21 protein-coding genes are annotated in these 25,320 nt (G+C 36.5%); 12 read left to right on the forward strand and 9 right to left on the reverse strand.

Annotated elements, in window-relative coordinates; translation table 11 throughout:
• Nucleotide 1 precedes the first annotated feature (1 nt).
• The 3 genes from I6U49_RS01320 to I6U49_RS01330 form a co-directional block, all read right to left on the reverse strand.
• Entirely contained in the window at nucleotides 2-1,294 is a 1,293-nt protein-coding gene (locus tag I6U49_RS01320; RefSeq protein WP_198627288.1) for a glycosyltransferase family 4 protein, read from the reverse strand.
• Between the two features lie 108 nt (nucleotides 1,295-1,402).
• Complete coding sequence (locus I6U49_RS01325) at nucleotides 1,403-3,817, reverse strand: YfhO family protein (RefSeq protein WP_198627289.1); 2,415 nt, start codon at nucleotides 3,815-3,817, stop codon at nucleotides 1,403-1,405.
• Nucleotides 3,818-3,895: 78 nt separating this feature from the next.
• Nucleotides 3,896-4,171, reverse strand: coding sequence for a DUF4834 domain-containing protein (locus I6U49_RS01330; protein ID WP_193709706.1), 276 nt, complete (start codon nucleotides 4,169-4,171; stop codon nucleotides 3,896-3,898).
• 106 nt (nucleotides 4,172-4,277) lie between these two features.
• Between I6U49_RS01330 and I6U49_RS01335 the strand changes: the two genes are divergently transcribed.
• Nucleotides 4,278-5,252 carry a transporter gene (locus I6U49_RS01335; RefSeq protein WP_193709707.1) on the forward strand — a complete coding sequence of 325 codons (975 nt, stop codon included), beginning with the start codon at nucleotides 4,278-4,280 and terminating at the stop codon, nucleotides 5,250-5,252.
• A gap of 184 nt (nucleotides 5,253-5,436) precedes the next feature.
• Here I6U49_RS01335 and I6U49_RS01340 read toward each other — a convergent pair whose 3' ends face one another.
• The 3 genes from I6U49_RS01340 to I6U49_RS01350 all read right to left on the reverse strand — a co-directional run bounded on the left by I6U49_RS01340 (nucleotide 5,437) and on the right by I6U49_RS01350 (nucleotide 10,305).
• Nucleotides 5,437-6,702, reverse strand: a complete 1,266-nt coding sequence (locus I6U49_RS01340) for an aminotransferase class I/II-fold pyridoxal phosphate-dependent enzyme (RefSeq protein ID WP_193709708.1) — start codon at nucleotides 6,700-6,702, stop codon at nucleotides 5,437-5,439.
• Between the two features lie 146 nt (nucleotides 6,703-6,848).
• Entirely contained in the window at nucleotides 6,849-7,889 is a 1,041-nt protein-coding gene (locus I6U49_RS01345; RefSeq protein ID WP_193709709.1) for a PLP-dependent cysteine synthase family protein, read from the reverse strand.
• A gap of 289 nt (nucleotides 7,890-8,178) precedes the next feature.
• Complete coding sequence (locus I6U49_RS01350) at nucleotides 8,179-10,305, reverse strand: S9 family peptidase (protein WP_198627290.1); 2,127 nt, start codon at nucleotides 10,303-10,305, stop codon at nucleotides 8,179-8,181.
• A gap of 63 nt (nucleotides 10,306-10,368) precedes the next feature.
• Here I6U49_RS01350 and I6U49_RS01355 point away from each other — a divergent pair, with 63 nt between their 5' ends.
• Nucleotides 10,369-10,692 carry a YbaB/EbfC family nucleoid-associated protein gene (locus tag I6U49_RS01355; protein ID WP_193709711.1) on the forward strand — a complete coding sequence of 108 codons (324 nt, stop codon included), beginning with the start codon at nucleotides 10,369-10,371 and terminating at the stop codon, nucleotides 10,690-10,692.
• Between the two features lie 150 nt (nucleotides 10,693-10,842).
• On the opposite strand, the gene I6U49_RS01360 is transcribed toward I6U49_RS01355, so the two are convergent.
• Complete coding sequence (locus I6U49_RS01360) at nucleotides 10,843-11,871, reverse strand: threonine aldolase family protein (protein ID WP_198627291.1); 1,029 nt, start codon at nucleotides 11,869-11,871, stop codon at nucleotides 10,843-10,845.
• A gap of 287 nt (nucleotides 11,872-12,158) precedes the next feature.
• On the opposite strand from I6U49_RS01360, the gene prfB reads away from it, so the two are divergent.
• The 4 genes from prfB (at nucleotide 12,159) to I6U49_RS01380 (ending at nucleotide 16,719) form a co-directional block, all read left to right on the forward strand.
• Nucleotides 12,159-13,257, forward strand: a protein-coding gene (prfB, locus tag I6U49_RS01365) for a peptide chain release factor 2 (protein ID WP_193709713.1) whose coding sequence is annotated in 2 segments (ribosomal slippage) — nucleotides 12,159-12,221 and nucleotides 12,223-13,257 — 1,098 coding nt in all. Because the reading frame shifts where the segments join, the coding sequence is not laid out codon by codon here.
• 67 nt (nucleotides 13,258-13,324) lie between these two features.
• On the forward strand, nucleotides 13,325-13,666 hold the full coding sequence (arsC, locus tag I6U49_RS01370) for an arsenate reductase (glutaredoxin) (RefSeq protein ID WP_193709714.1): 342 nt from the start codon (nucleotides 13,325-13,327) through the stop codon (nucleotides 13,664-13,666).
• 30 nt (nucleotides 13,667-13,696) lie between these two features.
• A complete protein-coding gene (locus tag I6U49_RS01375; RefSeq protein ID WP_193709715.1) occupies nucleotides 13,697-14,071 on the forward strand; it encodes a hypothetical protein in 375 nt (124 codons plus the stop codon).
• A 119-nt stretch (nucleotides 14,072-14,190) separates the two neighbouring features.
• On the forward strand, nucleotides 14,191-16,719 hold the full coding sequence (locus I6U49_RS01380; protein ID WP_198627292.1) for an outer membrane beta-barrel family protein: 2,529 nt from the start codon (nucleotides 14,191-14,193) through the stop codon (nucleotides 16,717-16,719).
• A 192-nt stretch (nucleotides 16,720-16,911) separates the two neighbouring features.
• Here the strand turns inward: I6U49_RS01380 and I6U49_RS01385 are convergent, their stop codons facing one another.
• Nucleotides 16,912-17,088, reverse strand: a complete 177-nt coding sequence (locus I6U49_RS01385; protein ID WP_176132705.1) for a hypothetical protein — start codon at nucleotides 17,086-17,088, stop codon at nucleotides 16,912-16,914.
• A 184-nt stretch (nucleotides 17,089-17,272) separates the two neighbouring features.
• On the opposite strand from I6U49_RS01385, the gene fumC reads away from it, so the two are divergent.
• A complete protein-coding gene (gene fumC, locus I6U49_RS01390; RefSeq protein WP_198627293.1) occupies nucleotides 17,273-18,670 on the forward strand; it encodes a class II fumarate hydratase in 1,398 nt (465 codons plus the stop codon).
• A gap of 214 nt (nucleotides 18,671-18,884) precedes the next feature.
• On the opposite strand, the gene ccsA is transcribed toward fumC, so the two are convergent.
• Entirely contained in the window at nucleotides 18,885-22,073 is a 3,189-nt protein-coding gene (gene ccsA / locus I6U49_RS01395) for a cytochrome c biogenesis protein CcsA (RefSeq protein ID WP_232804605.1), read from the reverse strand.
• 122 nt (nucleotides 22,074-22,195) lie between these two features.
• Between ccsA and I6U49_RS01400 the strand changes: the two genes are divergently transcribed.
• The 5 genes from I6U49_RS01400 to I6U49_RS01420 are packed head-to-tail and all read left to right on the forward strand — an operon-like array spanning nucleotide 22,196 to nucleotide 25,291.
• Nucleotides 22,196-22,957 carry a Rossmann-like and DUF2520 domain-containing protein gene (locus I6U49_RS01400; protein ID WP_198627294.1) on the forward strand — a complete coding sequence of 254 codons (762 nt, stop codon included), beginning with the start codon at nucleotides 22,196-22,198 and terminating at the stop codon, nucleotides 22,955-22,957.
• Complete coding sequence (locus tag I6U49_RS01405) at nucleotides 22,941-23,453, forward strand: KdsC family phosphatase (RefSeq protein WP_193709719.1); 513 nt, start codon at nucleotides 22,941-22,943, stop codon at nucleotides 23,451-23,453. Before I6U49_RS01400 ends, I6U49_RS01405 begins: the two co-directional genes overlap by 17 nt.
• Nucleotides 23,453-23,779 carry a DMT family transporter gene (locus I6U49_RS01410; protein WP_198627295.1) on the forward strand — a complete coding sequence of 109 codons (327 nt, stop codon included), beginning with the start codon at nucleotides 23,453-23,455 and terminating at the stop codon, nucleotides 23,777-23,779. The genes I6U49_RS01405 and I6U49_RS01410 overlap by 1 nt, the downstream gene beginning before the upstream one ends.
• Nucleotides 23,780-23,787: 8 nt before the next feature.
• Complete coding sequence (locus I6U49_RS01415; protein ID WP_198627296.1) at nucleotides 23,788-24,699, forward strand: geranylgeranylglycerol-phosphate geranylgeranyltransferase; 912 nt, start codon at nucleotides 23,788-23,790, stop codon at nucleotides 24,697-24,699.
• Between the two features lie 7 nt (nucleotides 24,700-24,706).
• Nucleotides 24,707-25,291: a Maf-like protein gene (locus I6U49_RS01420; RefSeq protein ID WP_198627297.1), complete on the forward strand. Its 585-nt coding sequence runs from the start codon at nucleotides 24,707-24,709 to the stop codon at nucleotides 25,289-25,291.
• The last annotated feature ends 29 nt before the right edge of the window (nucleotides 25,292-25,320 follow it).

A 25,320-nucleotide genomic window follows, 5' to 3' on the forward strand; every position in this document is an offset into this window, starting at 1 on the left:
CTTATACGCTCTTTATCAAATTAGCCAGTTGCTGAGTTAAATACTTTCTTTGATATTGCTGAATATTACCAGAAACAAAATTAGTGTCTCCGTTTTTATATTTGCTATAATGAGCTAAAATTATGCTTTTAAGTTTTTCTTTTTCTGAATACTGAAAATAGAATCCTGAACCGGTCGCATTTAAAATTCGTTCAACATCCCATTCTTTGGGGCCAATAGCTAAAATTGGCCTTTGTGCCATTAAATACTCAAATAATTTACCTGGAATAATCCCCCTGGTTTCTTTGCTGTTAATCTCAATTAATAGCAATAACCGGCTTTCTTGTTGAAGCTTAATGGCTTGTGAATGATCTACATAACCTAATACTTTAAGTTTCTCACCTAAACCTTCAGATTTAATTGAAGCGATCACCTCTTCGCTTAATGTACCTGCTAATTTTAGCTCAAGGTCTTCAGCAAACCTAGAATTTTCTTTACAAAGCTCGGCTATGGCCTGCCATAGGTTTAGCGGGTTTCTTTCGGAAAGTAAAGAACCGATATGGGAAATACTGAACTTTTCATCTAATTTACCGGTATTTTTTAGGTCTTTTTCGGTCGCATCAAACCCATTGGTGATTACACTAATTGGTTTCGGGGTTTTTTCTGCAAATTCGGCTTTTGTGGTAAAACTGGTAGTAATAATATGGTTGGCTGTATTTAGTACCTCCTGCTCCAGCTCAATATGTATTTGCGCACTTTTTTTGGTAAGTCTTAACTTTTTATGATAGCCAATTTGCGTCCATGGATCCCTAAAATCGGCTATCCATTGTAATTTCAGTGCTTTCTTAAGTTCTAATCCAATAAGATGTAAGCTATGTGGCGGGCCGGTTGTAATTATTTTTTTAATCTTCTGCTCTTTTAAATAAGTTTTCAGAAATTTTACCGAAGGTTTTACCCAAAATTTTCGAGCATCGGGAATAAATAGGTTACCGCGAATAAAAAGTAACGACTTTTGTAGCAAAGATTGATTTTCTTCTGCGGCAATAATTCCCTTACTTATAGTTTCTGTTTGATTTTTAGCAAATATTCCGGCTAGTTGATAAGGCTCAAAAATAGGTTTTTTCAGGATTGTGATTCCTTCCGGAATATCGGCCTCAAAAGAGGCATCCAACATAGGATAATTAGGATTCTCGGGAATAAACACCACCGGCTCAACGCCAAAATCCCGTAAGTACTTTACAAACTTTAGCCAGCGTTGCACACCGGGACCTCCGGCCGGTGGCCAATAGTAAGTTATAATGAGTACCTTTTCCATGAAAAGAGCTTATTCCCTTTTTCGGGATTTATACTAAACTACCTCGGGGCAAGCCCACGCGGCATTTGTTTGAAACAAATTTTTAATTTCGAGACAAGCCTCAGGGTTTTACAGCCTTTGGCGATGCCAATATAATCCTCCTAAAATAATTAAAACCAAAATAATAGAACTGGCAAGGGCAATACTACTACCGGTATTTACTACTTCGGGCTCAAACCTAAAAGTTAGGGTATGTTCCCCGGCCGGAATATTCATAGCACGCAACACGTAATTTACACGCACATGCTCCACTTCTTCTCCATCCAGATACGCCTGCCAACCCGGCTGATAATACATCTCGGAAAAAACTGCAAATTGAGCTTCTGATGTGTTGGTTTTGTATACCAATTCGTTAGGCTGATAGCTGGTTAATTCAATTTCAGCTTTTTCAGCAGCCTTAAAATTTTTAGAAACTTCCTCCTTAAATTTTGAATTTATAATTGCAGTCTTTTGAAGATCAACCTCTTTTAAACTTAATATTTCTTCATTAGCAGATTCAACCCACTTAATATTATTTACAAACCATGCATTACCAAAAGCATTCGGATTTTGCTGCGCCTGTGGCTGGCCACTTTCAGAAGGAACAATAAAGTACTTTGCATTTAGCATATTTAGCACTGCCATATTATTCTTCGAAATATAGAAATCATATAAATCCTGTATCCTTCCGGGTTTGGCAGCGTGGTAACCACCTATGGCATTATGAAAATAAGAGGTACGCCCTGTATTAAAAGGGCTACCGGAAACATCAAAAACCCTGTAATGCCCTTCATCCTGTAAAATTTGCTGGTCGGCTTCATTTGGTTGAAATGGCCTATCCATTTGACCTGCATTTACAAAATCGTCCTTATTTACATAGCGCTTATCCACAGGAATCAAATCTATAAGAATTAAGAGTCCCAAAGCCGGCACCAACCAATTCTGTGTGATCTTCTTCTCAATATATAGCCAAATTACGGCTGCTGTTAAGGCTGAAAAAATAAGCGACCTAATTAGATCTTCGGTATAAATAGCTTTTCTATCTTCTTTAAGCGCTCTTACAAAATCGGCTCCCAGTTGTTGAATTAAAGTTGAATCTCCTGCTCCGCTAAAATCAAACAGTACTGAACGGAATAGCAATAAAGCTAGACCAATTCCTCCTACGACAATACCTGACCATTTTAATGCCTGCACCTTGGCTTCTTTTTGAAGCTTTGGGTCAAATAATTTATAAAGTCCGTAAACGGCCAGTATGGGCACACATAGTTCTATAATTACCTGTATAGATGAAACCGCTCTAAATTTATTGTACAAGGGCACATAGTCTATAAAAAATTCGGTGAAAAACCTGAAATTCTTACCCCAGGAGAGAACAAGTGCCAAAACACTTCCGCCAACAATCCACCATTTTAAACGGCCTTTCACCAGATATAGGGCAAAAATAAATAGGAATAATACTGTGGCGCCAATATAAGCAGGAGCCCCCACATAAGGTTGGTCTCCCCAATAGGTAGGTGCGTTTTCAGCAAAATCGGCCGCCTGAACCGGGGAAGCTCCTAATTTTAACAAGGCATCATAAATTTCGGTGTCTTTACCAATATCTTCAGCATTAGAGCCACCCATAAATCGGGGGCTAAAAAGGTTTAAAGACTCCATTATTCCGTAACTATATTCAGTAATATAATTAAAGCTTAGTCCAGCCGCAGGCTTATCAGATCCATCTGGTGAAATTGTTAAACCGGTATCTCCCCGGGTACTGTAAGCCGTATATTCCTGAGTGGCCAGTAAATTAGTAGCATTTGCTCCTATGGCCAATATAACAGCCACTACCATTACCCCTAAAGCCTTAAAGAATTTAGGAAGTATGTTTTTTCGGTAGGCATCAATTAAATATGCTATTCCCAGCACAATAACCAAGAGGAGCAAGTAATAAGTCATCTGAAAGTGATTGGCCCCAATTTGCAAGGCCATTGCTAACGATAGCAATAAGAAACCCCACAAATACTTTTGCCTAAAAGTGAGAATAATGCCGCCTAAAACCATAGGCATATAGGCAATTGCGTGGGCTTTAGCATTATGCCCAACACCAAGAATAATAATTAGATAGGTAGAAAACCCGAAAGCAAGTGCACCTAACAGTGCCAATCTAAAATCTAGTTTTAAACAGAGTAAGAGAATATAAAAGCCTAAAAAATAAAGAAAAAGATAATCGGCCGGTCGTGGTAAAAACCGTAAAACATTATCTAGTTTTTTCACATAGTTATGCGGATAATACGCTCCTAACTGAAAAGTGGGCATTCCTCCAAAAGCCGCATCGGTCCAGTAAGGTTCTTCCCCGGTTTGGTCCCGAAAATCGTTTTGCTCTTTGGCCATCCCGATATATTGAACAATATCGCTTTGAAAGATTTTTTTTCCTTCAAGAACAGGACTAAAATAAAATAAAGAAACTATTACGAAGCCTACCAAAACAAGAAGGTGGGGTAGAAACTTTTTAAGATTGGCCATCTGATTTTTTTTAGATCACATTTATTAAACCTGAAAGGGAGCTACCTCCCTATTCATTATAAAAAATTGATCCCGAAATTAATCAATTTCCTCGTAATCTATATATTCACCAACGTTTTTATTAGATTTTCTACCGCTTTTTGGGCCTTTATCAATACTAACTTTTCCCTCCTTTTTTTGAGAGTTAGGGTCTTGCTGCTGCCTAAATTGTTGTTCAAAACGCTTTCCCACTTTTCTTAGAAAATATTTAAGTATAAGTGGTCCAAACCATTTAATTAGTATTTTAAAAGCAAAATATACTAATAGAATAATTAGAATCGTTTGTAATACATCGGAAAAAGAAGCTTCTAACATTTTAAGGTCTTTTTGCAAAAGTAAAAATAAGCCTTGAGAATGGTCGCTTTCTATTCCTAAAAAAATAATAAATCTGCTATCTTTGAAAGTAACAAACCAATCTAATATGCACTATTTAAAAGTAGGTATCGCTTTTATCTTCTTCGGAATTTTTACTGCAAACGCACAATACACTGAAACCATTAACTCCAATAGACCCGGGGAATCTCAGGGAGCCTACGCCGTAGGAAAAAATGTACTACAATTGGAAGCAGGTGGGTATTTGGGAAACGATAATCACACTCTTTTTAATAGTGATACAGATATTTTGGGAGCAAGTTACGGTATTCGTTTTGGGTTTTTAACCGAAATCCTGGAGCTTAACTTATTTGGTTCCTTTCAGGACCAGGTAACTTCTATTCCTTCAGGAAATGGTGTAGATGAATTTAAAGTAACCAACTTTAAGACAAATACTATAGGTGGTAAATTTTTAATTTTTGATCCCAATATAAGTGTTAAAAAACGAGAAGTAAATCTATATAGCTGGAAAGCTAACCAACGTATGGATTTACGCAGTCTAATCCCTGCCGTTTCGGTTTATGGTGGCGCCAATTTTAGCTGGTGGGAAAACCCATATATGTTTGAAGGAGAATCTTCGATTAGTCCCAAAGCAGCCATTATTACTCAAAACAACTGGGGACGTTGGGTATTGGTCATGAATTTTATAGCCGATAAGTTTACGGAAGAATATCCTTCTTACGGAGGAGTGTTTACCCTTACCCACGCGGTTACCCCCAGATTTGCAGTTTTCGGGGAGTTTCAAACCTATATAAGCGATTTATATGCCGATGAGTTATTAAGAGGCGGGGCTGCCTACTTATTTGGAAAAGATTTTCAGGTTGATATTTCCGGACTTGTAAATTTTAAAGACACTCCTTCCAGGTGGCAGGTAGCTGCCGGAGTTTCTTATAGATTCGATTTTCATGAAGATGACGAATATATTGAAGACACTTACGAAGGAAAACGCAATCAAAGAGGGGAAGAACTGGAAGAAACCGGTTTTTATAAAGAAAAGGAAGAAGAAAATGGTTCAGGTAAATAGATCTTAACCTGATTTTTCTTGGAAACAAGAAACAGAAAAACCGTTTAAAGAATAATCTTATTGACGTCAAACTAAATTTATTTCAGCTTCTAAGTTTAAATGAAACTAGATTCTAAAACAAATTCAGAATGCTGTTAAAGGAAAAATTCTTTAAACGATTTCGCTTATTTTTATAAATTAATATCTACTCTTTACTTGCCATTGCGGCAGAAACTGAAGCAGATAATCTTTTGTAGGTTCCATTTTCTAAACGTTCTCGAATAGCTGAAAAAGCTTGTAGGGTTTCTTCTACATCTTCAAGAGTGTGAGAAGCGGTAGGAATCATTCTCAATAAAATAAGTCCTTTTGGAATTACCGGATATACCACAATAGAACAGAAAACGCCATGGTTTTCCCTAAGGTCTTTAACCAAAGCCATAGCTTCTGGAATACTACCTTTAAGGTACACAGGAGTTACACAGCTTTGTGTAGTCCCTATATCGAAACCATTATCCTTAAGTCCGTTTTGAAGTGCATTTACATTCTCCCAAAGCTTTTCTTTTAGCTCAGGCATTGTTCTTAACATTTCCAAACGTTTTAATGCGCCAACCACCAATTGCATTTGTAGGGATTTAGCGAACATTTGAGAGCGCAAATTATATTTCAAATAATCTATAATTTCTTTATCGGCGGCAATAAATGCTCCTGTACTGGCCAAAGACTTCGCAAACGTAGCAAAATAAACATCTATTTCATCCTGTACTCCCTGCTCCTCACCGGCACCGGCACCTGTTTTTCCAAGGGTACCAAAACCATGAGCATCATCTACAAATAACCTAAAATTATATTTTTTCTTAAGCTCAACAATTTCCTTTAATCTTCCCTGCTCTCCACGCATTCCAAAAACCCCTTCAGAAATCAATAAAATTCCTCCTCCTGTTTGTTCTGCAATTTTCGTGGCACGTTGCAGGTTTTTCTCTATACTATCAAGATCATTATGCTTGTAAGTAAAGCGCTGCCCCAGGTGTAGTCGTACACCGTCTATAATACAGGCATGAGCATCTACATCATAAACAATTACATCCTGTTTAGAAACCAGCGCGTCTATGGTAGAAACCATTCCCTGGTAACCAAAATTTAACAAATAAGCAGATTGTTTATGAACAAAAGAAGCAAGTTCATCCTGTAGTTTTTCGTGAAGATGCGTATGTCCACTCATCATTCTGGCTCCCATAGGATATGCCGATCCATATTCTGCAGCGGCTTCAGCATCAACTTTTCTTACTTCGGGATGATTAGCAAGCCCCAGGTAGTCATTAATACTCCAGGTAATTACTTTTTTCCCTCTAAACTTCATTCTGTTTGAGATAGGGCCTTCAAGTTTTGGAAATACAAAATATCCCTCTGCCTGCTCTGCCCATTTTCCTAATGGTCCTTTATCCTTATATATCTTATCAAATAAATCCCTCATCAATCTTTTTTTAGTCAAGCCGCAAAAGTACTTAAAATTGGCTCAATTGTACAAAGTTATTTTTTTCTTAAAATTCAAATAAAAGAAAAGCATCCTAGGGGGATGCTTTTTTCGTTTCTATTTCTGAATCAATTTCAAAATATTCTTTATTTAATTATTTCTATAGGTTGTGCTTCAATTTCGTTTTTGGTATCAAAAAAGCCTTGCTCTTCCATCCAATTATCACTAAAAACTTTTCCCATATAACGTGAACCGTGATCTGGAAAAATAACCACTACTTTACTATGCTCATCAAATTCGCCTTCTTCAGCAAGTTGTTTTAAGCCTTGGGTAGCAGCTCCACTGGTATAACCTACAAAGAGTCCTTCGGTTTTAGCCAGCTCTCTTGCCGTATGGGCACTATCTTCATCACTAACCTTTACAAAACGATCTATAATTTCAAAATCTGTAGCTGAAGGAATAAGGTTTTTACCCAAACCTTCTATTCTGTAAGGATAGATTTCATTGGCATCAAACTCTTTAGTTTCATGATACTTCTTTAAAACAGAGCCATACGCATCTATCCCAATAACCTTCAAATCAGGATTCTGCTGTTTTAGATACCTTGCAGTTCCCGATATTGTACCACCTGTACCACTACAAGCAATAAGATGAGTTATTTTTCCTTCTGTTTGATTCCAAATTTCAGGACCGGTAGAATTAAAATGCGCGTCTATATTCAAATCGTTAAAATATTGATTGATATAAACCGAACCTTTTGTTTCTGCGTGAAGGGTTTTTGCCACCTGATAATAAGACCTGGGATCGTCTGCCGATACATGTGCAGGACAAACATAGACTTTGGCCCCCATGGTTCTTAACATGTCTATTTTATCGTTAGAGGCTTTAGAGCTTACCGCTAAAATACATTCGTAGCCTTTAATAACACTTACCATAGCAATGCTAAAACCGGTATTCCCAGAAGTAGTTTCTATAATGGTGCTACCCGGTTTTAGAATACCTTTTCTTTCTGCTTCTTCTATAATATAAAGTGCAATACGGTCTTTTGCAGAGTGTCCCGGATTAAAGGCTTCGACCTTAGCGAAAAATTCTCCTTTAAATTTTTGGGTGATTTTATTAAGTTTTATCAAAGGTGTATTGCCTATAAGCTGCAATACGTGATCGTATACTTGCAAATCTTCTTTCATAAATCGAAGTTCTTTACAAAATTTGGGTTAAAGATTTTGCCCAATTCTTGAGCGTGAAAACATTTCAGAAATACTGAAAAATATCTTATTTTTTATTCCGAACCAATCGAAATAAAACACTGACATTCAATGCCAATTTTATTTCTATTCTATTATAAACCTTCGAATATTTAGAGGCTTATCCCTCTATATTCAAATTCTCTTTGCAATACTTCTCAAACCTCTAAAGAGGCGATTTTTCCTAAAAACACAGAAGTAAAACCGTCCAAATTTAAGGTAAATTTTTTAATTAGTGGTCAATTCCTTCCAAATCCAGTAAAAATGCATATTCTTCAGCCACCTCTTTTAAAGCTTCAAAACGTCCTGAAGCCCCACCGTGGCCTGCATCCATATTGGTATGAAAAAGTAACAAATTATTGTCGGTTTTCAGGTCTCTTAATTTAGCTACCCATTTCGCAGGTTCCCAGTATTGAACCTGAGAATCGTGCAAGCCCGTTGTTACCAACATATTAGGGTAGTTTTGCGCCACTACATTGTCGTAAGGTGAATATTGCATCATATAATCATAATAATCTTTGTTATTAGGATTACCCCACTCATCATATTCACCAGTAGTTAATGGAATGCTATCATCTAACATTGTTGTTACCACATCTACAAAAGGTACGGCAGAAATAACACCATTGTATAGTTGCGGAGCCATATTTATAACCGCCCCCATAAGCAAACCACCTGCAGAACCACCCATAGCATAAAGATGTTCTGCAGAAGTATATTTTTCCTGAATTAAATATTTTGAAACATCTATATAATCGGTAAACGTATTCATTTTATTGAAAAGCTTCCCATCTTCATACCATTTACGACCAAGGTATTCCCCGCCACGAATATGTGCTATGGCATAGATAAAACCACGGTCTAACAAGCTAAGCCTCACTGTAGAAAAATAAGGATCTATGGTAGAGCCATAAGAGCCATAAGCGTATTGTAAAAGCGGACTATTCCCATCTAATTTGGTTCCCTTTTTGTAAACCAGGCTAACCGGAATTTTAGTACCATCTTTTGCCGTTGCCCAAATTCTTTCTGAGGTATAATTATTCTTATCAAAATTTTTATCTAAAACAGCTTGCTCTTTTAAAACCGTCTTCTTTTGGGTTTCCATATTAAAATCTACCACCGATGTTGGCGTTGTCATGGAGTTATAGGTAAACCTTAAAATTTCCGTATCAAAAGCAGGGTTTATTGAGGTATAAGCCGTATAGGTCTCATTATCAAATGGAATATAATACGCCTCAGAATTATCCCATCGCATTACTTTTATCTTATTCAAGCCATTGTGTCTTTCACTAACCACCAGGTACTTTTTAAAGATATCTATATCTTCCAATAAGTAATCTTCCCGATGTGGAATTACATCTACCCAATTTTGCTGACTTGTCTTTTCAACCGGAGTTTTCATCAATTTAAAATTGGTAGCACCATCTTTATTAGTCATTACGTAAAAGCTATCTTCAAAATGCGCAATGCTATATTCCAGGCCACGTTCTCTGGGCTGAAAAACCTTAAACTCGCCATTAGGGTTATCAGCTTTTAAAATGCGGTATTCAGTAGTTAAGGTACTATGGCTCCCAATAATGATATACTCTCTGGATTTCGACTTATAAACATAGGTATTAAAAGTTTCATCTGCCTCTTCATAAACTAGCTCATCTTTAGAAGAGTCTGTACCTAAAATATGTTTGTAAATTCGATAAGACCTTAAGGTTTGATCGTCTTTTTTGGTATAAAAAAGCGTTTTATTATCTGCGGCCCAGGTAGAACCACCGGTAGTATTTTCTATCTTATCAGGATAAATTTCTCCGGTTTCCAGGTCTTTAATCTGAATGGTATATTTTCTTCTACTTAAGGTATCAACCCCAAAAGCGACCATTTTATTATCCGGACTCACATTTAATCCGCCAAGACTGTAATACTCAAAGCCTTCGGCCATTTCATTTACATTAAAAAGCAAATCTTCAGGCGCTTCCAGGCTATCTTTTTTACGCGAGTAAATAGGATAATCTTTTCCTGTTTCAAACCGGGTTAAATACCAATAACCATTTAATTTATAAGGAACCGACTCATCGTCTTCCTTTATCCTGAACTTCATTTCTTCAAATAACCGCTGCTGAAAATCACTGGTGTGAGCCGTCATTTGTTTATTATAAGCATTTTCCTGATTTAAATAATCTATTACCTCGGGGTCTTCCCTATCGTTCATCCAGTAATAATTATCTACTCTCACATCTCCGTGAAACTCCAGCTTTTTAGCTATTTTCTTCGCTTTAGGCGGTATAATTTCTTTTTTCAAATCTGCATTATTTTGAGCGCCTGCAAAGGTAATGCTTCCCAGTAAAATACATAATAGTCTCTTCATATTAACAGGATTAATCCTGTAATTTAGTAAATTTGCCTTTCATAAATTTTAAAAAAAGAGACTATGTTTGGAGATATGATGGGTATGATGAATAAAATAAAAGAAACCCAGCAAAAAGTTGAAGAAACTAAAGAACGATTAAAAACCGTTAGCATTGAAGAAAAATCAACCGACGGCTTACTAAGCGTAACCATTACCGCCACTCGTGAGATTAAAAATATAAATATTGCCGACGAGTTACTTGAGGATAAAGAGCAATTAGAAGATTATTTGGTACTTACTTTAAACAAAGCCATTGCCAAAGCTTCTGATATCCATGAAAAAGAACTTGCCGCAGTTGCCAAAGATGGAATGCCAGACATTCCAGGAATGGATATGCTTAAGTAATTTTATTCGAGAATCGAGATTTATCCCGATAATTATCGAGACTTCTAAGAGGCTCACCACGGGTTATTTACTATTCAGTTAAAAAACAAACACCTCACAGACTCTAAAATCTGTGAGGTGTTTATTTTTAGGTTATTTTACCTAAGTCTCTTATAGTTTAAGTTCCTTAAGCACCTTCAAAAATTTCTGGTGCATTTCTTCGGAATAATCTAAATGGGTGACTATTCTTAATTTTCCCTGCCCCATATTGCTTATCCTAATATTTTCTTTTGCCAGATTTTTCATAAATGCAGCTTCATCTGAAGCCTTTTTAAGATAAAAAATAACAATATTGGTTTCTACTTCTTCCACTTCGCCAACATAACTAGCGGTTCCCAGCGTTTTAGCTATATCGGCAGCCCTTTTATGGTCTTCGGCCAGGCGTTCTACATGATTATCCAGGGCGTAAATACCGGCTGCTGCCATAAAACCAACCTGTCGCATTCCGCCGCCTAAAACTTTACGAACCCTAATGGCATTTTTCATTATTTTTTTGCCTCCAATTAATACAGAACCCATAGGGGTCCCAAGTCCTTTAGAGAGACAAACCGAGATAGTATCGAATAATTTCCCGTAATTCCTGGGATCTTCATTTTGAGCAACCAGCGCATTAAAAAGCCTTGCTCCATCCAGGTGAAGGTCCAGGTTATGGGTATTACAAACTTTTCTTATTCTTTTAATCTCCTCCAAATCATAGCAGGCTCCGCCCCCTTTATTAGTAGTGTTTTCCAAACAAACCAAACTGGTAAGAGGGCTATGATAAAAATCTGGAGGGTTGATACTTTCTTCAACCTGTGCAGCAGTAATCATTCCACGGTCGCCGTCTACCAATTTACAGGAAACTCCGCTGTTAAACGAAGCTCCTCCCCCTTCATAATTAAAAACATGCGCCCATTTATCACAAATAAGCTGCTCGGCCGGTTGTGTATGTAATTTTATAGCGGCCTGGTTCGCCATACTCCCGGTTGGAAAAAATAACGCTTCATCCATTCCAAACATTTTTGCCAGTTTTTCTTCCAAAGCATTTACACCAGGATCTTCCTTGTACACATCATCACCAACTTCAGCACCTATTATGGCTTTTAACATCCCACTGGTAGGACGGGTTACAGTATCACTTCTAAGGTCTATTTCTTTCATAAAATATATTTTGACTTAATTCGAAATATAAATATTCATTTTTTATAGGAAGTTTAAGCTCTTAAGCTCTAAAAATCCAATTTAATACTTTCCCTATTATTCTCTTAAATTTTCCTTCTTCAAAATGAAATGATCAAATTTCAGCAAGTGAGAAACTGACTAACAGGAGAATAAGTCTAAAGCCTTTCTTTTAGGGCAATTTCAGGAAATTTTAAAACTATAAAAATATCGTTAAATAGTTTCCCGGCCTATTCTTAAATTCTATTTTTACTTTAAAATTTAGATGTATGATTACACACGAGCATATTAGAGATCTTAGAGAGCGCCTTGGTGCGTTAAGGAGGTATCTTTGACATTGATGCCAAGAAAATAGAAATCACCAATCAGGAGGAAAAAACTTTTGCTCCAGATTTTTGGGATGACCCCAAAAAAGCCGAGATCATTATGCGTGATCTTAATTCTGAAAAACAATGGGTGGAAGAATTTGAGAAATCTGAAACCCTGGTAGAGGACCTGGATATTCTTTATGAGTTTTATAAAGAAGGTGAAGCAGGCGAACACGATGTTATTGAGAAGAATGAGCAGGCTTTGGCGCTTATTGAAGACCTTGAGTTTAAAAATATGCTTTCTGAAGAAGGCGATAAGCTAAGCGCTGTTTTACAGATCACTGCAGGCGCGGGTGGTACCGAGAGTTGCGACTGGGCTCAAATGCTTATGCGCATGTACCTGATGTGGGCCGAAAAACGCAATTTTAAGGTCAAAGAATTAAACTATCAGGCAGGGGATGTTGCGGGCATAAAAACAGTTACCTTAGAGATTGAAGGGGAATTTGCATTTGGATGGTTAAAAGGTGAGAATGGTGTACATAGATTGGTAAGGATTTCTCCATTTGATAGCAATGCAAAACGACATACTTCTTTTGCCTCCGTTTATGTGTACCCACTGGCCGATGATTCTATAGAAATAGACATCAATCCGTCAGAAATTTCCTGGGAAACCATGCGTTCCTCAGGTGCGGGAGGACAAAATGTGAATAAGGTAGAAACAGCAGTTAGGTTGCGCCACGCTCCTACCGGGATTGTTGTTGAGAATTCAGAAACCCGATCTCAACTGGAAAACAAGACCAAGGCTATGCAGCTTTTAAAGAGTCAGTTATATGAAATTGAACTTCAAAAGCAACAGGCACAACGTAGGGAAATTGAAGATTCTAAAATGAAGATAGAATGGGGGTCGCAAATTAGAAATTATGTGATGCATCCTTATAAACTGGTTAAAGATGTAAGAACAGCAGAAGAAACCGGAAATGTAGATGCTGTAATGAACGGGGAAATTGATGTTTTCCTGAAAGCTTTTTTAATGATGATGGGACAACGGCAGGAAGATTGATAGATTTCTGCCATTATATTTTAGATTTAAAATTTATTGTTTATTTTAAAATCGTAAAAAACAAATTATGATCACTGTTTATCACAATCCAAGATGTAAAAAATCTAGAGAGGGCTTGGAACTTGTAAAAAACTCTGGAAAAGAATATCAAGTTAGAGAGTACCTAAAAGAGCCTCTTTCAGAAGAAGAACTAGGTAAAGTTTTAGAAAAATTAAGCTTTTATCCAATGCAACTAATTCGTAGTAATGAGAAAATTTGGAAAGAAAATTATAAAAACAAAGATTTAAGCGACAAAGAGTTAATTACTGTAATGGTAGAGAACCCAAAACTTATTGAAAGGCCCATTGTAGAAACATCTAACACAGCTGTAGTAGGTAGACCTAGCTCTAATATTGAAGATATATTGTAAGTAAAGTAAATATATCAAAGCACTAAAGAAATGAAAACTCAACATAAAATAGCAATAGTAGGTGGTATCGCCGGTTTTATAGCGGCAGGCTTTATTTATTCCCAATTTCACCTAAACAGAAAAAGCAGAAAAGAACTTATTGAAATTGCCAGGGAGCTTGCCTATACCTGGAAAAAAGAACTGGATCTTAATTTTGAACAAACCGAAAAACTTGAGGATCTAATAATTGAATACACGCTTAAGAAAAATGAAATTATAAATGCTACCGCATTACATGAAGATGATATTATTTTCAAACTAAAATCTATTCAACAAGCAGAACACACAAAGCTGCAAAAAATAATGACAGGAAAACAATTTCAGAAATACTTAGAATTAAATAAAAAAATTAGTCAAAGGTCTTAAGAACTGATTTTCAATCAAAAAAAACTCGATTTAACAATCTAAATCAATATTTAACGTGAGTTTAACCCACATTGCGTTAAACCATTTTAAGAATTTAAGGTCTAAGAATAAAAAATTCTATGACCACCAAAATCTTTTACACGCTAAGCCTGGCGTTTTTTCTTTGTTTTAATTTTAGCAGTTTTGCACAAACTTCCGGTAATTCTTACGAAATCTCCGGAAAAGTAATGGACAACGAACTAAATGTTCCATTAGAATATGCGACAATTTCAGTTGTTGATGTTAATAATCCAGAAAATGTTAATGGAGGCATCACTAACAATAAGGGTGTTTTTAAAATTGAAGTAGCACCCGGAACTTATAATATTGTTGTAGAATTTATTTCTTACGAAACCAAACGATTCAATAATCGTAAGATTAATGCAGATTTAAATCTACAAACCATAGAACTTGGAGTAAGTTCTGATAATCTGGATGAAGTAATTGTTCGTGCTGAGACCACTCAGGTTGATATTAGGCTGGATAAAAAAATATATAATATCGGAAAAGACCTTACCACTGCAGGTGGTACTGTAAGTGACGCCCTAAACAATGTTCCTTCTATTTCGGTAGATATTGAGGGCGGAATAAGCTTAAGGGGAAATGATAATGTGAGAATTCTTATTAATGGTAAACCTTCAGCAATGGCAGGTTTTGGCAATACCGATGTTTTAAGTCAATTACCGGCTGAAGCTATAGAGCGCGTAGAAGTAATTACATCTCCTTCTGCCCGGTATGATGCCGAGGGTACTGCAGGTATTATCAATATTATTCTTAGAAAAAAAGAAACACTTGGCTTTAATGGCTCTGTTACTGTAAATGGTGGGATTCCTGAAAATGGGAGTATTTCTGCCAACCTAAACTATCGTACCGATAAATACAACCTGTTCACCACTACAGGGTACAGGTATTCAGAGTCGCCCGGTTATGGTTTCTTCGACACGCGATTTTTTGACCCAAGAACAGATATTATTTTAGACAGCCTAAAGTACGATCGAAATATTGAAGATAGGGACTACAACAGGATAAACCGTGGTTTCAACACTAATGTTGGAATGGAATACTACCTATCTGACATGTCTTCAATAACCGGTGCTGTATTTTATAGACTTGGTGATGACAGAGATGTTACCAATAATATGAACGACTACCTATTGGGAGATACCGAGCTTTTAGGAACTAACAGAAGGGAAGTTGAAAATGAAGAGGATGAAAGTATCCAGTTCTCCCTTAATTATGTAAAAAAGTTCGATAATAAAGGGCATAAACTTACCGCCGATTTTCAGTTTGAAAATGATAGTGAAACTGAAGACGCTTTCATAAATGAGTTCACCACCTATAACAATACAGAAAATGCGACTATAGATATACCATCTGAATCTACCCTTACCAAAGAAGATAAAAAAGAATATTTAATACAGGCAGATTATGTATTACCTATTGGCGAGGAGTCACAATTTGAAGCGGGATACCGTGGTAATTTTGAAAACGAAATAACAGATTATAAACTATTTCAGGAAAACAATCCTGGCGAGTTTATACTGAATAAAAACCAGACCAATGTTTTTGACTATTCTGAAAATGTGCAGGCTTTGTATACACAATACGGTACTAAATTTGGAAACTTCAGCTTTCTTCTTGGTTTAAGATTAGAAAACACCAACCTACAAGGAAAAATTGATTCAGAATTAACTGAAGCCGAATTGCAGGAAGAGTTTTCATTCGATATAGATACAGATTTTAACAACGACTATCTTGGCCTATTCCCTACCCTAAATCTTATTTATGAGCTTGGTGAAGATGAAAATTTGACCCTAGGGTATAACCGAAGAATAAACAGACCAAGAGGTTGGTATATAAACCCTTTCCCTTCAAGAAGCAGCCGTAATAACATCTTCCAGGGAAATCCAAATCTAAATCCGGCATTTTCTAACGCTTTTGATTTAGGTTACTTAAAAAAATGGGATAAGTTCACCCTAACTTCTTCTATTTACTATCAAAGAGAAACCGATGCTTTCCAAAGAGTAAGAGAAGAAGTGTTTATTAGCGGCCCATCTGGAGAACAAATTGAGGTGATAAGAAGCATCCCATTTAATCTTGCGACAAACGACAGAATGGGTGGTGAATTAGGTTTTCTTTACAATCCGGCAGATTGGCTAAGACTTAACGGAAGCGTGAATGTTTTCCGTTTTAAACTGGACGGAGAATTTAATGGAAACGATTATAGCCAGGATAACTCAAGTTGGTTTGGTAGGTTTAGCTCAAAAGTTACCTTACCACTAAAAATAGATTGGCAAACCAATTTATTTTATCGCGGGCCTTCAGACGAAATTCAGGGAACCCAGGATGGAATTCTAAATGTGGACCTGGCTTTCAGCAAAGAAATTCTAAACGATAAAGCCACACTTTCCTTAAACGTAAGGGATATATTTAACGGTAGAAAAAGAACCAGCTTTACCTCTACAGAATTTTTTAACCAGGATAGTGAATTTCAGTGGAGACAGGGACAGTCTGTAAATGTTTCTCTAATTTACAGGTTTAACCAACAAAAACGCGAACAGCGACGTAGTAATGGAAATCAGGACTTTGATGAAGGTTTTGAAGGGTAATTATAAGAAGCTGTCTGAAAAGGTTTTAAAAGCGTCATCTTGAATTTATTTCAAGATCTAACTGTTGGTAATTAAAAACATGTTAGAAGCTGAAATAAGTTCAGCTTGACGAGAATAGACTTTTCAGACAGCCTCCTTCTAATTTCACAAAAACAAAGCATAAAAAAAAGGGACTTTAATAGTCCCTTTTTTTTATGCTTTTTCTTCTTTTGCCTTTTTCCTTGCTTCTTTCTTTTCTTTAAGCAATTCTCCAACCGAACCGCCTATCCAATAAGGTAAAATAGCCATTAGGAAAATCATAAGCCAGAATCCCATAGTTAAAATAACCAGGAAAGCCAGAAAACCGAGATATTGATCGAATTCGAACATAATTACCAAATTTTTTTGATCTGGTCAAATATACTAAGCTTTGGCGGCTTATCACAATTAAATTTTCAGAAATTACAAAAGACCTGATTAACATTAGGAAAATTAAAGTCTAAATTCTCTTTATTTATTCCTTTAAAATGCCGTTAACTTGTAAATTTGTGTTGTCACAACTAATATAACAATTATGGATTATAGAATAGAGAAAGATACCATAGGTGAAGTAAAAGTACCCTCAGATAAACTTTGGGGTGCTCAAACCGAACGTTCCAGAAACAATTTTAAAATTGGGCCTGCCGGGAGTATGCCATTGGAAATAGTTTACGGCTTTGCTTACCTAAAAAAAGCCGCTGCATATACAAATAGCGAACTAGGTGTTTTACCTGAAGAAAAAAGAGATTTAATTGCCCAGGTATGCGACGAAATACTTCAAGGCAAACACGACGATCAGTTCCCATTGGTTATTTGGCAAACCGGTAGTGGAACTCAAAGTAATATGAATTTAAACGAGGTAATTGCCAATCGTGCCCACCAATTGGCAGGAAAAAAACTTGGAGAAGGCGAAAAAACACTTCAGCCTAACGACGATGTAAACAAATCGCAATCTTCTAATGACACCTTTCCTACCGGAATGCATATTGCCGCGTATCAAAAAATTATAGCTGTAACACTTCCAGGTGTAAAACAATTACGTAATACACTTAAGAAAAAATCAGAAGAGTTTAAAGAGGTTGTTAAGATAGGTCGAACCCATTTTATGGATGCCACTCCCCTTACCTTAGGACAAGAGTTTAGCGGTTACGTAGCCCAGTTGGATTACGGTATTAAAGCACTTGAAAATACCCTACCGCATTTGGCTGAATTAGCACTTGGTGGCACCGCTGTAGGAACCGGACTCAATACACCCGAAGGCTATTCTAAAAAGGTAGCTGAGTATATTGCCAAGTTCACCGAACTTCCTTTTGTTTCTGCCGGAAATAAATTTGAAGCTCTTGCTGCCCACGATGCATTTGTTGAAACTCATGGTGCCTTAAAACAACTGGCCGTATCTTTAAACAAAATAGGAAATGATATTAGAATGCTTTCTTCAGGGCCTAGAAGTGGAATTGGAGAAATAAACATTCCTGCAAACGAACCCGGTTCATCTATTATGCCCGGAAAAGTAAATCCAACCCAATGTGAAGCTTTAACAATGGTTTGCGCCCAGGTTATGGGTAACGATGTTGCCATTGGTGTTGGCGGAATGCAAGGCCAATTTGAATTGAACGTTTTTAAACCGGTAATGGCCGCTAACCTTTTACAAAGTGCAGAACTTATTGGTGATGCTTGTGCATCTTTTGATGTAAATTGCGCAAGTGGAATTGAAGCAAATACACCAAGAATCCAGGAGCATTTAAATAATTCTTTAATGTTGGTTACCGCTTTAAATACTAAAATTGGGTATTACAAAGCTGCAGAAATAGCCAATAAAGCTCATAAAGATGGAACCACGCTTAAAGAAGCTGCGGTAGCATTAGGCCATCTTACTGAAGAGCAATTTGATGAGTGGGTACAACCTAAAGACATGGTTGGAAATATAGAATAATTAATTCAAATTTCATAAAAACTAAAAAGCCTGTCTAAGAATTTTAGACAGGCTTTTCCTATTAATATTAGTCATCCTGAATTTATTTCAGAGCCTGCCCCGATTATTTATCGGGTATCTAAGTTGTTGACATTCGAAGCACATTAGAAGCTGAACCAAGTTCAGCTATACGAAAAAAGAATTCAACAACTCTTCTCTAATTTAAACTCGAAACTTATTTCGTTATATTCTTCTTACCTTTTTTGGCATAAAACTTTTGAAATCTCCAGTAAGACACAGCTCCCAATAATGCTACTATTGCAACGGCATAGTAAATAAATGTTGGAGTAATCACTTTATCCCCACTAGCATACGAGTGTAAACCGGCCAGGTAGAAATTCACTCCAAAATAAGTCATTAGAATACTGGCAAAGGCAACAATAGACATAAAATTAAAGAACCATCTGCTTCTAAGTCCGGGAACTAAACGCATATGAATCACGAAAGCATACACCATAATACTAATTAAAGCCCAGGTTTCTTTAGGATCCCAACCCCAATAACGTCCCCAGCTTTCATTGGCCCACTGTCCCCCCAGGAAATTACCTATAGTTAGCATAACCAAACCTACGGTTAAGGCCATTTCAGTAATAATAGTTATCTCTTTAATATTAAGGTCCATTTTTTTCTTATTCCCCTCTGTGGTAAAAATCATTAACAATAATGCCACGGCACCTAGAATCATTCCCAGGGTGAAAGGACCATAACTTCCCACTATTACCGATACGTGAATCATTAACCAATAAGAGTCCAAAACAGGCTGTAAATTGGCAATAGAAGGATCCATCCAGTTCCAGTGCGCAATCATTAAAATCATAGAAGTTACAAATGCTGTAGAAGCAATAGTTAAACTACTCTTTCTTCCAAATGCTAAACCAAAAAACATGGTAGCCCAGGCAACATAAATCATAGACTCATAAGCATCACTCCAGGGAGCGTGCCCCGAAATATACCACCTGGCAATTAAACCTAAGGTATGTATTACAAACAGAACTATAATTACACCGCCACTTATCTTAACCAGCCATTCTGTAATCTTGTTGTCTTTAAAGATTCGAACAATAACTATTACCAGCATAAATAGCCCTGCAACCATATACATCCAGAAAAGATTTCTAAAAACATCGTATTTATTGTAAAGGATTTCGGCGTTTATCCTGTCTTTTGATGGCATTACCTCCTCTCCAAATTTCTTTTGAAAGCCTTTAATGCTTTCAAGGTATTGATTAGCTTTGCTATAATCCCCGGTTTCACTTGCATCGGAAAGGGCTGTCATATATAACGGTAGAATTTGTTTGGTATAAACAGAATCCATCCCCTTAAATACCACACCTTCATCCTCCAATTCAGGATAGGAAACCCATTTGTTGTTCTCATGTCCCGGAATTGGGAAAATTCGAAGTATTTTTCCCTGTAGAGCCCTGTATAATAAGTTTACCTTTTTATCGGTATTAATAAAATCTTTTTCAAATTTATTGGGTACTGCAGCTTTATAAGCCTTCTCCAACATTGGAGAAAGTTTATAGTTCCCCATTTCATCAAAAAAATTACTAAGGGTTAAGTATTTTTTACCTTCTTCTACGTCCAAAATGTGATGTAAACTATCATTATGCTTTTCAACATAAATGATAGGTACATTGTACCAAATCATTGGATTTTGGGTTAATGATACCAATACCTGGTCTGAACTTAAGCCTTCGTATTCATCAGATTTACTTAATTTTCTAAGTAATTCAGAAGAATAAGTATTAGCCGGTTTCATCCTACCACCTGCATCCTGAATAACCAAACGGCCAAATTCTGCTGCATGTTCTTTACTAATAGCATTGGCCTTAAGAATAGAGTCTACTTCTCTCTTTGCCGATTCAGCATGTTGATGGCTATCATTTGGAGCCTGGGCAAACATAGAACCTGCCAGCATAAAGAAAGCCAGCACTGTGGTTAACTTGCTCTTTTTACTTTTTACTTTTTCCAACATTTCTTTCAGCTTTCCAAATCTTGACCCCCTATCAAACAGAATAAGCATAAGGCCTATATAAAGTAGCGTATAGCCAATATACGTTACCCAGGTTCCCCAAAAATCATGATTTACAGAAAGTACTGTTCCGCTCTCATCTGGCATAAAACTAGCCTGGAAAAACCTAAAACCTTTATGGTCTAACACGTGGTTCATATAAATTTCATACGGCACATTTTCCTTTCCTTCTTCAACTATTTCCACTTTACTTTTAAAAGAGGAATAGCTATTTTCGGTACCCGGATATTTATCAGCAATAAAATCATTGAGTTTTAATGCAAAAGGAAGTTCAATTTCCTTACTACCGTAATTTAGGTAAAACTCGAGACCTGCCAGTTCTACTTTATGAGGCTCACTGGGAATTCCCTGGCCACCCATTATAGTTACTGTTTCAGACTCCCCTTGTGAAGAAACCTTCACTGTTAAGGCATCAGACTGGCCATCTGTTTTTTCTGGTGTTTTAACAATATCATATTTCCCTTTAATTACGGGCTCGGGTATTACAAATTGCATAGCACCAATATTATAAAGCGAACGCAACATTAAAGTTTGGGTAGAATCCTGCAACAAATTTCCTCGCTCCTGGTCGGCCATTCGCATATAATCACCTTCAAAAGGTGAGTTTATGGTATATTTACCTGTTTCTTCATCATATTGTATATTAATAGCGCCATCTGTAGGTTTATTTAAGGCAAATAATACATTATGAACATTTTGTACCTCCCCTTCTTTTAAGTAGTGATCGTGACGTCCACCACCACCAGATTCAACCAGTTTAAGGTAAACATCGCCATCTCCAGTAGGAACCAACTCTTCCTTAGCACCATAAATAAAATTAGTTGCCTCTATAGTAACCGGCTGCCCGTTATAATCGGTATTCAACACATATTCATTCTCTGTTTCCGGAGCAAAAAGCACCGGTTCTTCCAAAACCCTTCTGCGAGGCTCTCCATCTATTTCGCCGTCTATAAAAGCGCTAAAATAGGTTTTTTGAGAAAGCATAATGTTAGTGGTTTCCCCTTCTTTAATAGGCATTATCCCCTCATAACTAATATAGCGGGTTATAAAAGCCCCAACTAAAATTAATATAAAAGACAAGTGCAGTAAGAGGGAAGACCATTTTTCACGTTTATGAAGATTATAACGTTTAATATTACCTATAAAATTAATCACAAAAAACAGCATAATACCTTCAAACCACCAGGTGTTATAAATTAACACTCTTGCCGTTTCTATACTATACCAACTTTCTATAAATGTTCCGAACGCCATGGCCACTGAAAAGACCACAAACAAAACTGCCATGATACGGGTAGAAAATATGACAGAGGCTATTTTATTTTGCATGAAGTAGCTATTTTAAGCCTGCAAATTTAGGGATTTTTAATGGTTTGCATAAGGAAAAACAAAGACATTTCCCGACACAAATGTTAATTTTATTGCCTGATTATTTTTAATAATTTAGCCGAATGTTAGAAGTTGTCATTTTAGGAACCGGGAATGTTGCATCTCATCTATTCAAAGCTTTTTCTGAAAAAGAAAATATAGATGTTATACAGGTATATAACCATAATAAAGAGAGCCTAAAAAGCTTCTCCAATCTTACAAATACTACCACAAATATCCAGCAATTAAAAAAGGCAGATTTTTACTTTATAGCTATAAAAGATGATGTTATTCCCGAAATTGCCCGGCAATTAAGCAAATACAAAGGCATTATTTTACACACCTCGGGAGCCGTAGGTATAGATATGTTAAAACATACAGCTAACTATGGCGTTTTTTATCCTTTGCAAAGCTTTTCCAGGAATACGACTATAGATTTCACTGAAATTCCAATTTGCATAGAAGCAAATTCCGCAGAAAACCTGGAAAAAATAAAGACTCTAGCTCTTACAATCTCAAAAGATGTACGTGAAGTTAATTCTGAACAGCGAAAAGCTTTACACGTGGCCGCAGTTTTCGTAAACAACTTTAGCAATCATCTATATGCTATTGGAGCTGAAATTTGTGATAAGCACGCTATAGACTTTAGCATTTTAAAGCCACTTATTAGCGAAACGGCTTCAAAAATTCAAACTTTATCGCCTTACGAAGCCCAAACCGGTCCTGCACTAAGAAATGATCATAAAACAATAGAAACACATTTAGCAATTTTATCTAATAAACACAAAAACCTATACAGGGAAATAACCCAATCTATTCAAGATTTACATGGAAAAGAACTATAAAGAATATCTAAATCACATCAACACTTTTGTATTTGATGTAGACGGCGTGTTAACCAATGGAAGCATTCAGGTTAGTACTGGCGGAGAACTACTGCGCACTATGAACATTAAAGATGGTTATGCACTTAAAGCTGCAAAAAATGCCGGCTATACGGTTTGTATTATTTCTGGCGGCAAAAATGAAGGAGTAAGAAAAAGGCTAAGAGACCTTGGAATAAATGATATTTATTTGGGTATTCACGATAAAGTGGAACAAATGGATGAATTCTTTGATATTTATAATATAAATGCCGAAAACGTACTCTATATGGGAGACGACATCCCAGACTATTACCCTATGAAACTTGTTGGCCTGCCTTGTTGCCCGCAAGATGCAGTGGCAGAAGTTAAAGAAATCTCCAGATATGTTTCTCATAAAAAGGGAGGTAAAGGTTGCGTTCGCGATGTGATAGAACAAGTAATGAAAGTTCAGGGTAAATGGATTGACAAAGCATAATGAACTGGGTTTTATTAATTCTCGCCGGACTTTTTGAGGTAGGCTTTGCCTTTTGCCTGGGAAAAACAAAGCTTACCACCGGTTACAACTCTAATCTTTGGTTTGCAGGTTTTTTAATATCCCTAAGCATCAGTATGTTTTTGCTCTATAAAGCTACCCAAACACTACCCATTGGCACTGCCTATGCAGTATGGACAGGTATAGGTGCCGTTGGCACTGTTTTACTTGGGATTTTTATATTTAAAGAACCTGCCAACTTTTGGCGTATTTTCTTTCTAAGTACGCTAATAATTTCAATTGTAGGTTTAAAGTTTGTTTCTGAATAATCTAATATATGATCGCCTATTTAAAGCTGGTAAGATGGCCTAACCTTATTTTTATATGCCTCACCCTGCTCCTTATAAAGTTTTCGTTTTTTGAGGGCTTTGGTGCTACTATTACACTAAATGCGTTTGGCTATTCGCTTTTAACCCTGGCCACCGTTTGTATTGCGGCCTCGGGCTATGTGATTAATGATATTTATGATATCCAGGCCGATAAAGTCAATAAACCCAAAAAACTAATTGTTGGAAATAAGATTTCAGAAAAAAAAGCGAACAACCTATTTATAATTTTAAATATTATTGGCGTTGGGTTGGGCTTTTATCTGGCAAACCTGCTTGAAAAACCCGGTTTTGTAGCCATATTCATTTTTTCTTCGGCGCTTCTCTATTTATATGCGAGTTATCTAAAACAAATTCCTTTTTTAGGAAATATTATCATTAGTTTTCTGGTAGCTTTCGTAGTGCTATTGCCCGCTATTTTTGATCTTTTTCCGGCAATTTCCCCTCAAAACAAGCAAATACAATCCTTATTGTTTTCTATTCTAATAGATTACGCAGTATTCGCCTTTTTACTGAATTTATTACGGGAAATGGTAAAAGACCAGGAAGATATTAAAGGAGATCATAATGCCGGTATACAAACACTCCCTATTATTTTAGGACATAAGCGCACCAATAAGATAATTTTTGCACTTGGCATCCTACCAGTAGTTGCCATTATATATTATATCTATAATTATCTTTTTGAAAATACTTTTCTGGTAATCTACACCTTAACCTTTATCCTGGCGCCCCTACTCTATTTTCAGGTGCGTATTTGGGAGGCGAAAAAAAAGAGTGATTACTCTCACTTGAGCTTAGTATTAAAAATTATTTTATTTTTCGGACTTATTTCTATCGGTTTTCATCAATTTTTACGTTAATCCTATTATGTTAAAAGAACTTTTAAAAAATAAAGAAATAATTCTTGCTTCGGGCTCACCAAGACGCCATCAATTCTTTAAAGATCTTGACATCCCTTTCAAAATAGATGTAAGACCGGTAAAAGAAGTTCATCCAGAATATCTTCAAAAGGAAGAAATAACCGATTTCCTCGCTCAATTAAAAGCCGAAGCTTTTCAGAAAGAATTAAAAAAAGACCAAATTTTAATTACAAGCGATACTATTGTTTACAATGATAGAAAGGCAATGGGAAAACCTTCTTCCGCACCTGAAGCTAAAGAAATGCTTAGATCTCTTTCAGGTAAAAGCCATAGCGTTTTCACTTCGGTTTGCTTTACTACATATAAGCATCAATCTACCGTAAATTGCGAAACCAAAGTAAGCTTTAAAGAGCTTACGCCCGGGGAAATTGATTATTACGTAAAAAATTTTAAACCTTTTGATAAAGCAGGAGGCTATGCCATACAGGAATGGATTGGACTTATAGGAATCACTAAACTGGAAGGAAGTTATTTTAACGTGGTAGGCCTACCCACACACCTGGTATACCAGGAGTTACTAGATCTAGCTTAAGGTATTTGTTGTTCTGGTTCTACAGCAAA

Source organism: Salegentibacter maritimus, assembly GCF_016236915.1.
Lineage (GTDB): Bacteria > Bacteroidota > Bacteroidia > Flavobacteriales > Flavobacteriaceae > Salegentibacter > Salegentibacter maritimus.

What these genes read in the sequence shown, in the direction of transcription:
- I6U49_RS01320 (WP_198627288.1), bottom strand. Translation starts at nt 1,294, where the DNA reads ATGGAAAAGGTACTCATTATAACTTACTATTGGCCACCGGCCGGAGGT.
- I6U49_RS01325 (WP_198627289.1), bottom strand. Translation starts at nt 3,817, where the DNA reads ATGGCCAATCTTAAAAAGTTTCTACCCCACCTTCTTGTTTTGGTAGGC.
- I6U49_RS01330 (WP_193709706.1), bottom strand. Translation starts at nt 4,171, where the DNA reads ATGTTAGAAGCTTCTTTTTCCGATGTATTACAAACGATTCTAATTATT.
- I6U49_RS01335 (WP_193709707.1), top strand. Translation starts at nt 4,278, where the DNA reads ATGCACTATTTAAAAGTAGGTATCGCTTTTATCTTCTTCGGAATTTTT.
- I6U49_RS01340 (WP_193709708.1), bottom strand. Translation starts at nt 6,702, where the DNA reads ATGAGGGATTTATTTGATAAGATATATAAGGATAAAGGACCATTAGGA.
- I6U49_RS01345 (WP_193709709.1), bottom strand. Translation starts at nt 7,889, where the DNA reads ATGAAAGAAGATTTGCAAGTATACGATCACGTATTGCAGCTTATAGGC.
- I6U49_RS01350 (WP_198627290.1), bottom strand. Translation starts at nt 10,305, where the DNA reads ATGAAGAGACTATTATGTATTTTACTGGGAAGCATTACCTTTGCAGGC.
- I6U49_RS01355 (WP_193709711.1), top strand. Translation starts at nt 10,369, where the DNA reads ATGTTTGGAGATATGATGGGTATGATGAATAAAATAAAAGAAACCCAG.
- I6U49_RS01360 (WP_198627291.1), bottom strand. Translation starts at nt 11,871, where the DNA reads ATGAAAGAAATAGACCTTAGAAGTGATACTGTAACCCGTCCTACCAGT.
- arsC (WP_193709714.1), top strand. Translation starts at nt 13,325, where the DNA reads ATGATCACTGTTTATCACAATCCAAGATGTAAAAAATCTAGAGAGGGC.
- I6U49_RS01375 (WP_193709715.1), top strand. Translation starts at nt 13,697, where the DNA reads ATGAAAACTCAACATAAAATAGCAATAGTAGGTGGTATCGCCGGTTTT.
- I6U49_RS01380 (WP_198627292.1), top strand. Translation starts at nt 14,191, where the DNA reads ATGACCACCAAAATCTTTTACACGCTAAGCCTGGCGTTTTTTCTTTGT.
- I6U49_RS01385 (WP_176132705.1), bottom strand. Translation starts at nt 17,088, where the DNA reads ATGTTCGAATTCGATCAATATCTCGGTTTTCTGGCTTTCCTGGTTATT.
- fumC (WP_198627293.1), top strand. Translation starts at nt 17,273, where the DNA reads ATGGATTATAGAATAGAGAAAGATACCATAGGTGAAGTAAAAGTACCC.
- ccsA (WP_232804605.1), bottom strand. Translation starts at nt 22,073, where the DNA reads ATGCAAAATAAAATAGCCTCTGTCATATTTTCTACCCGTATCATGGCA.
- I6U49_RS01400 (WP_198627294.1), top strand. Translation starts at nt 22,196, where the DNA reads ATGTTAGAAGTTGTCATTTTAGGAACCGGGAATGTTGCATCTCATCTA.
- I6U49_RS01405 (WP_193709719.1), top strand. Translation starts at nt 22,941, where the DNA reads ATGGAAAAGAACTATAAAGAATATCTAAATCACATCAACACTTTTGTA.
- I6U49_RS01410 (WP_198627295.1), top strand. Translation starts at nt 23,453, where the DNA reads ATGAACTGGGTTTTATTAATTCTCGCCGGACTTTTTGAGGTAGGCTTT.
- I6U49_RS01415 (WP_198627296.1), top strand. Translation starts at nt 23,788, where the DNA reads ATGATCGCCTATTTAAAGCTGGTAAGATGGCCTAACCTTATTTTTATA.
- I6U49_RS01420 (WP_198627297.1), top strand. Translation starts at nt 24,707, where the DNA reads ATGTTAAAAGAACTTTTAAAAAATAAAGAAATAATTCTTGCTTCGGGC.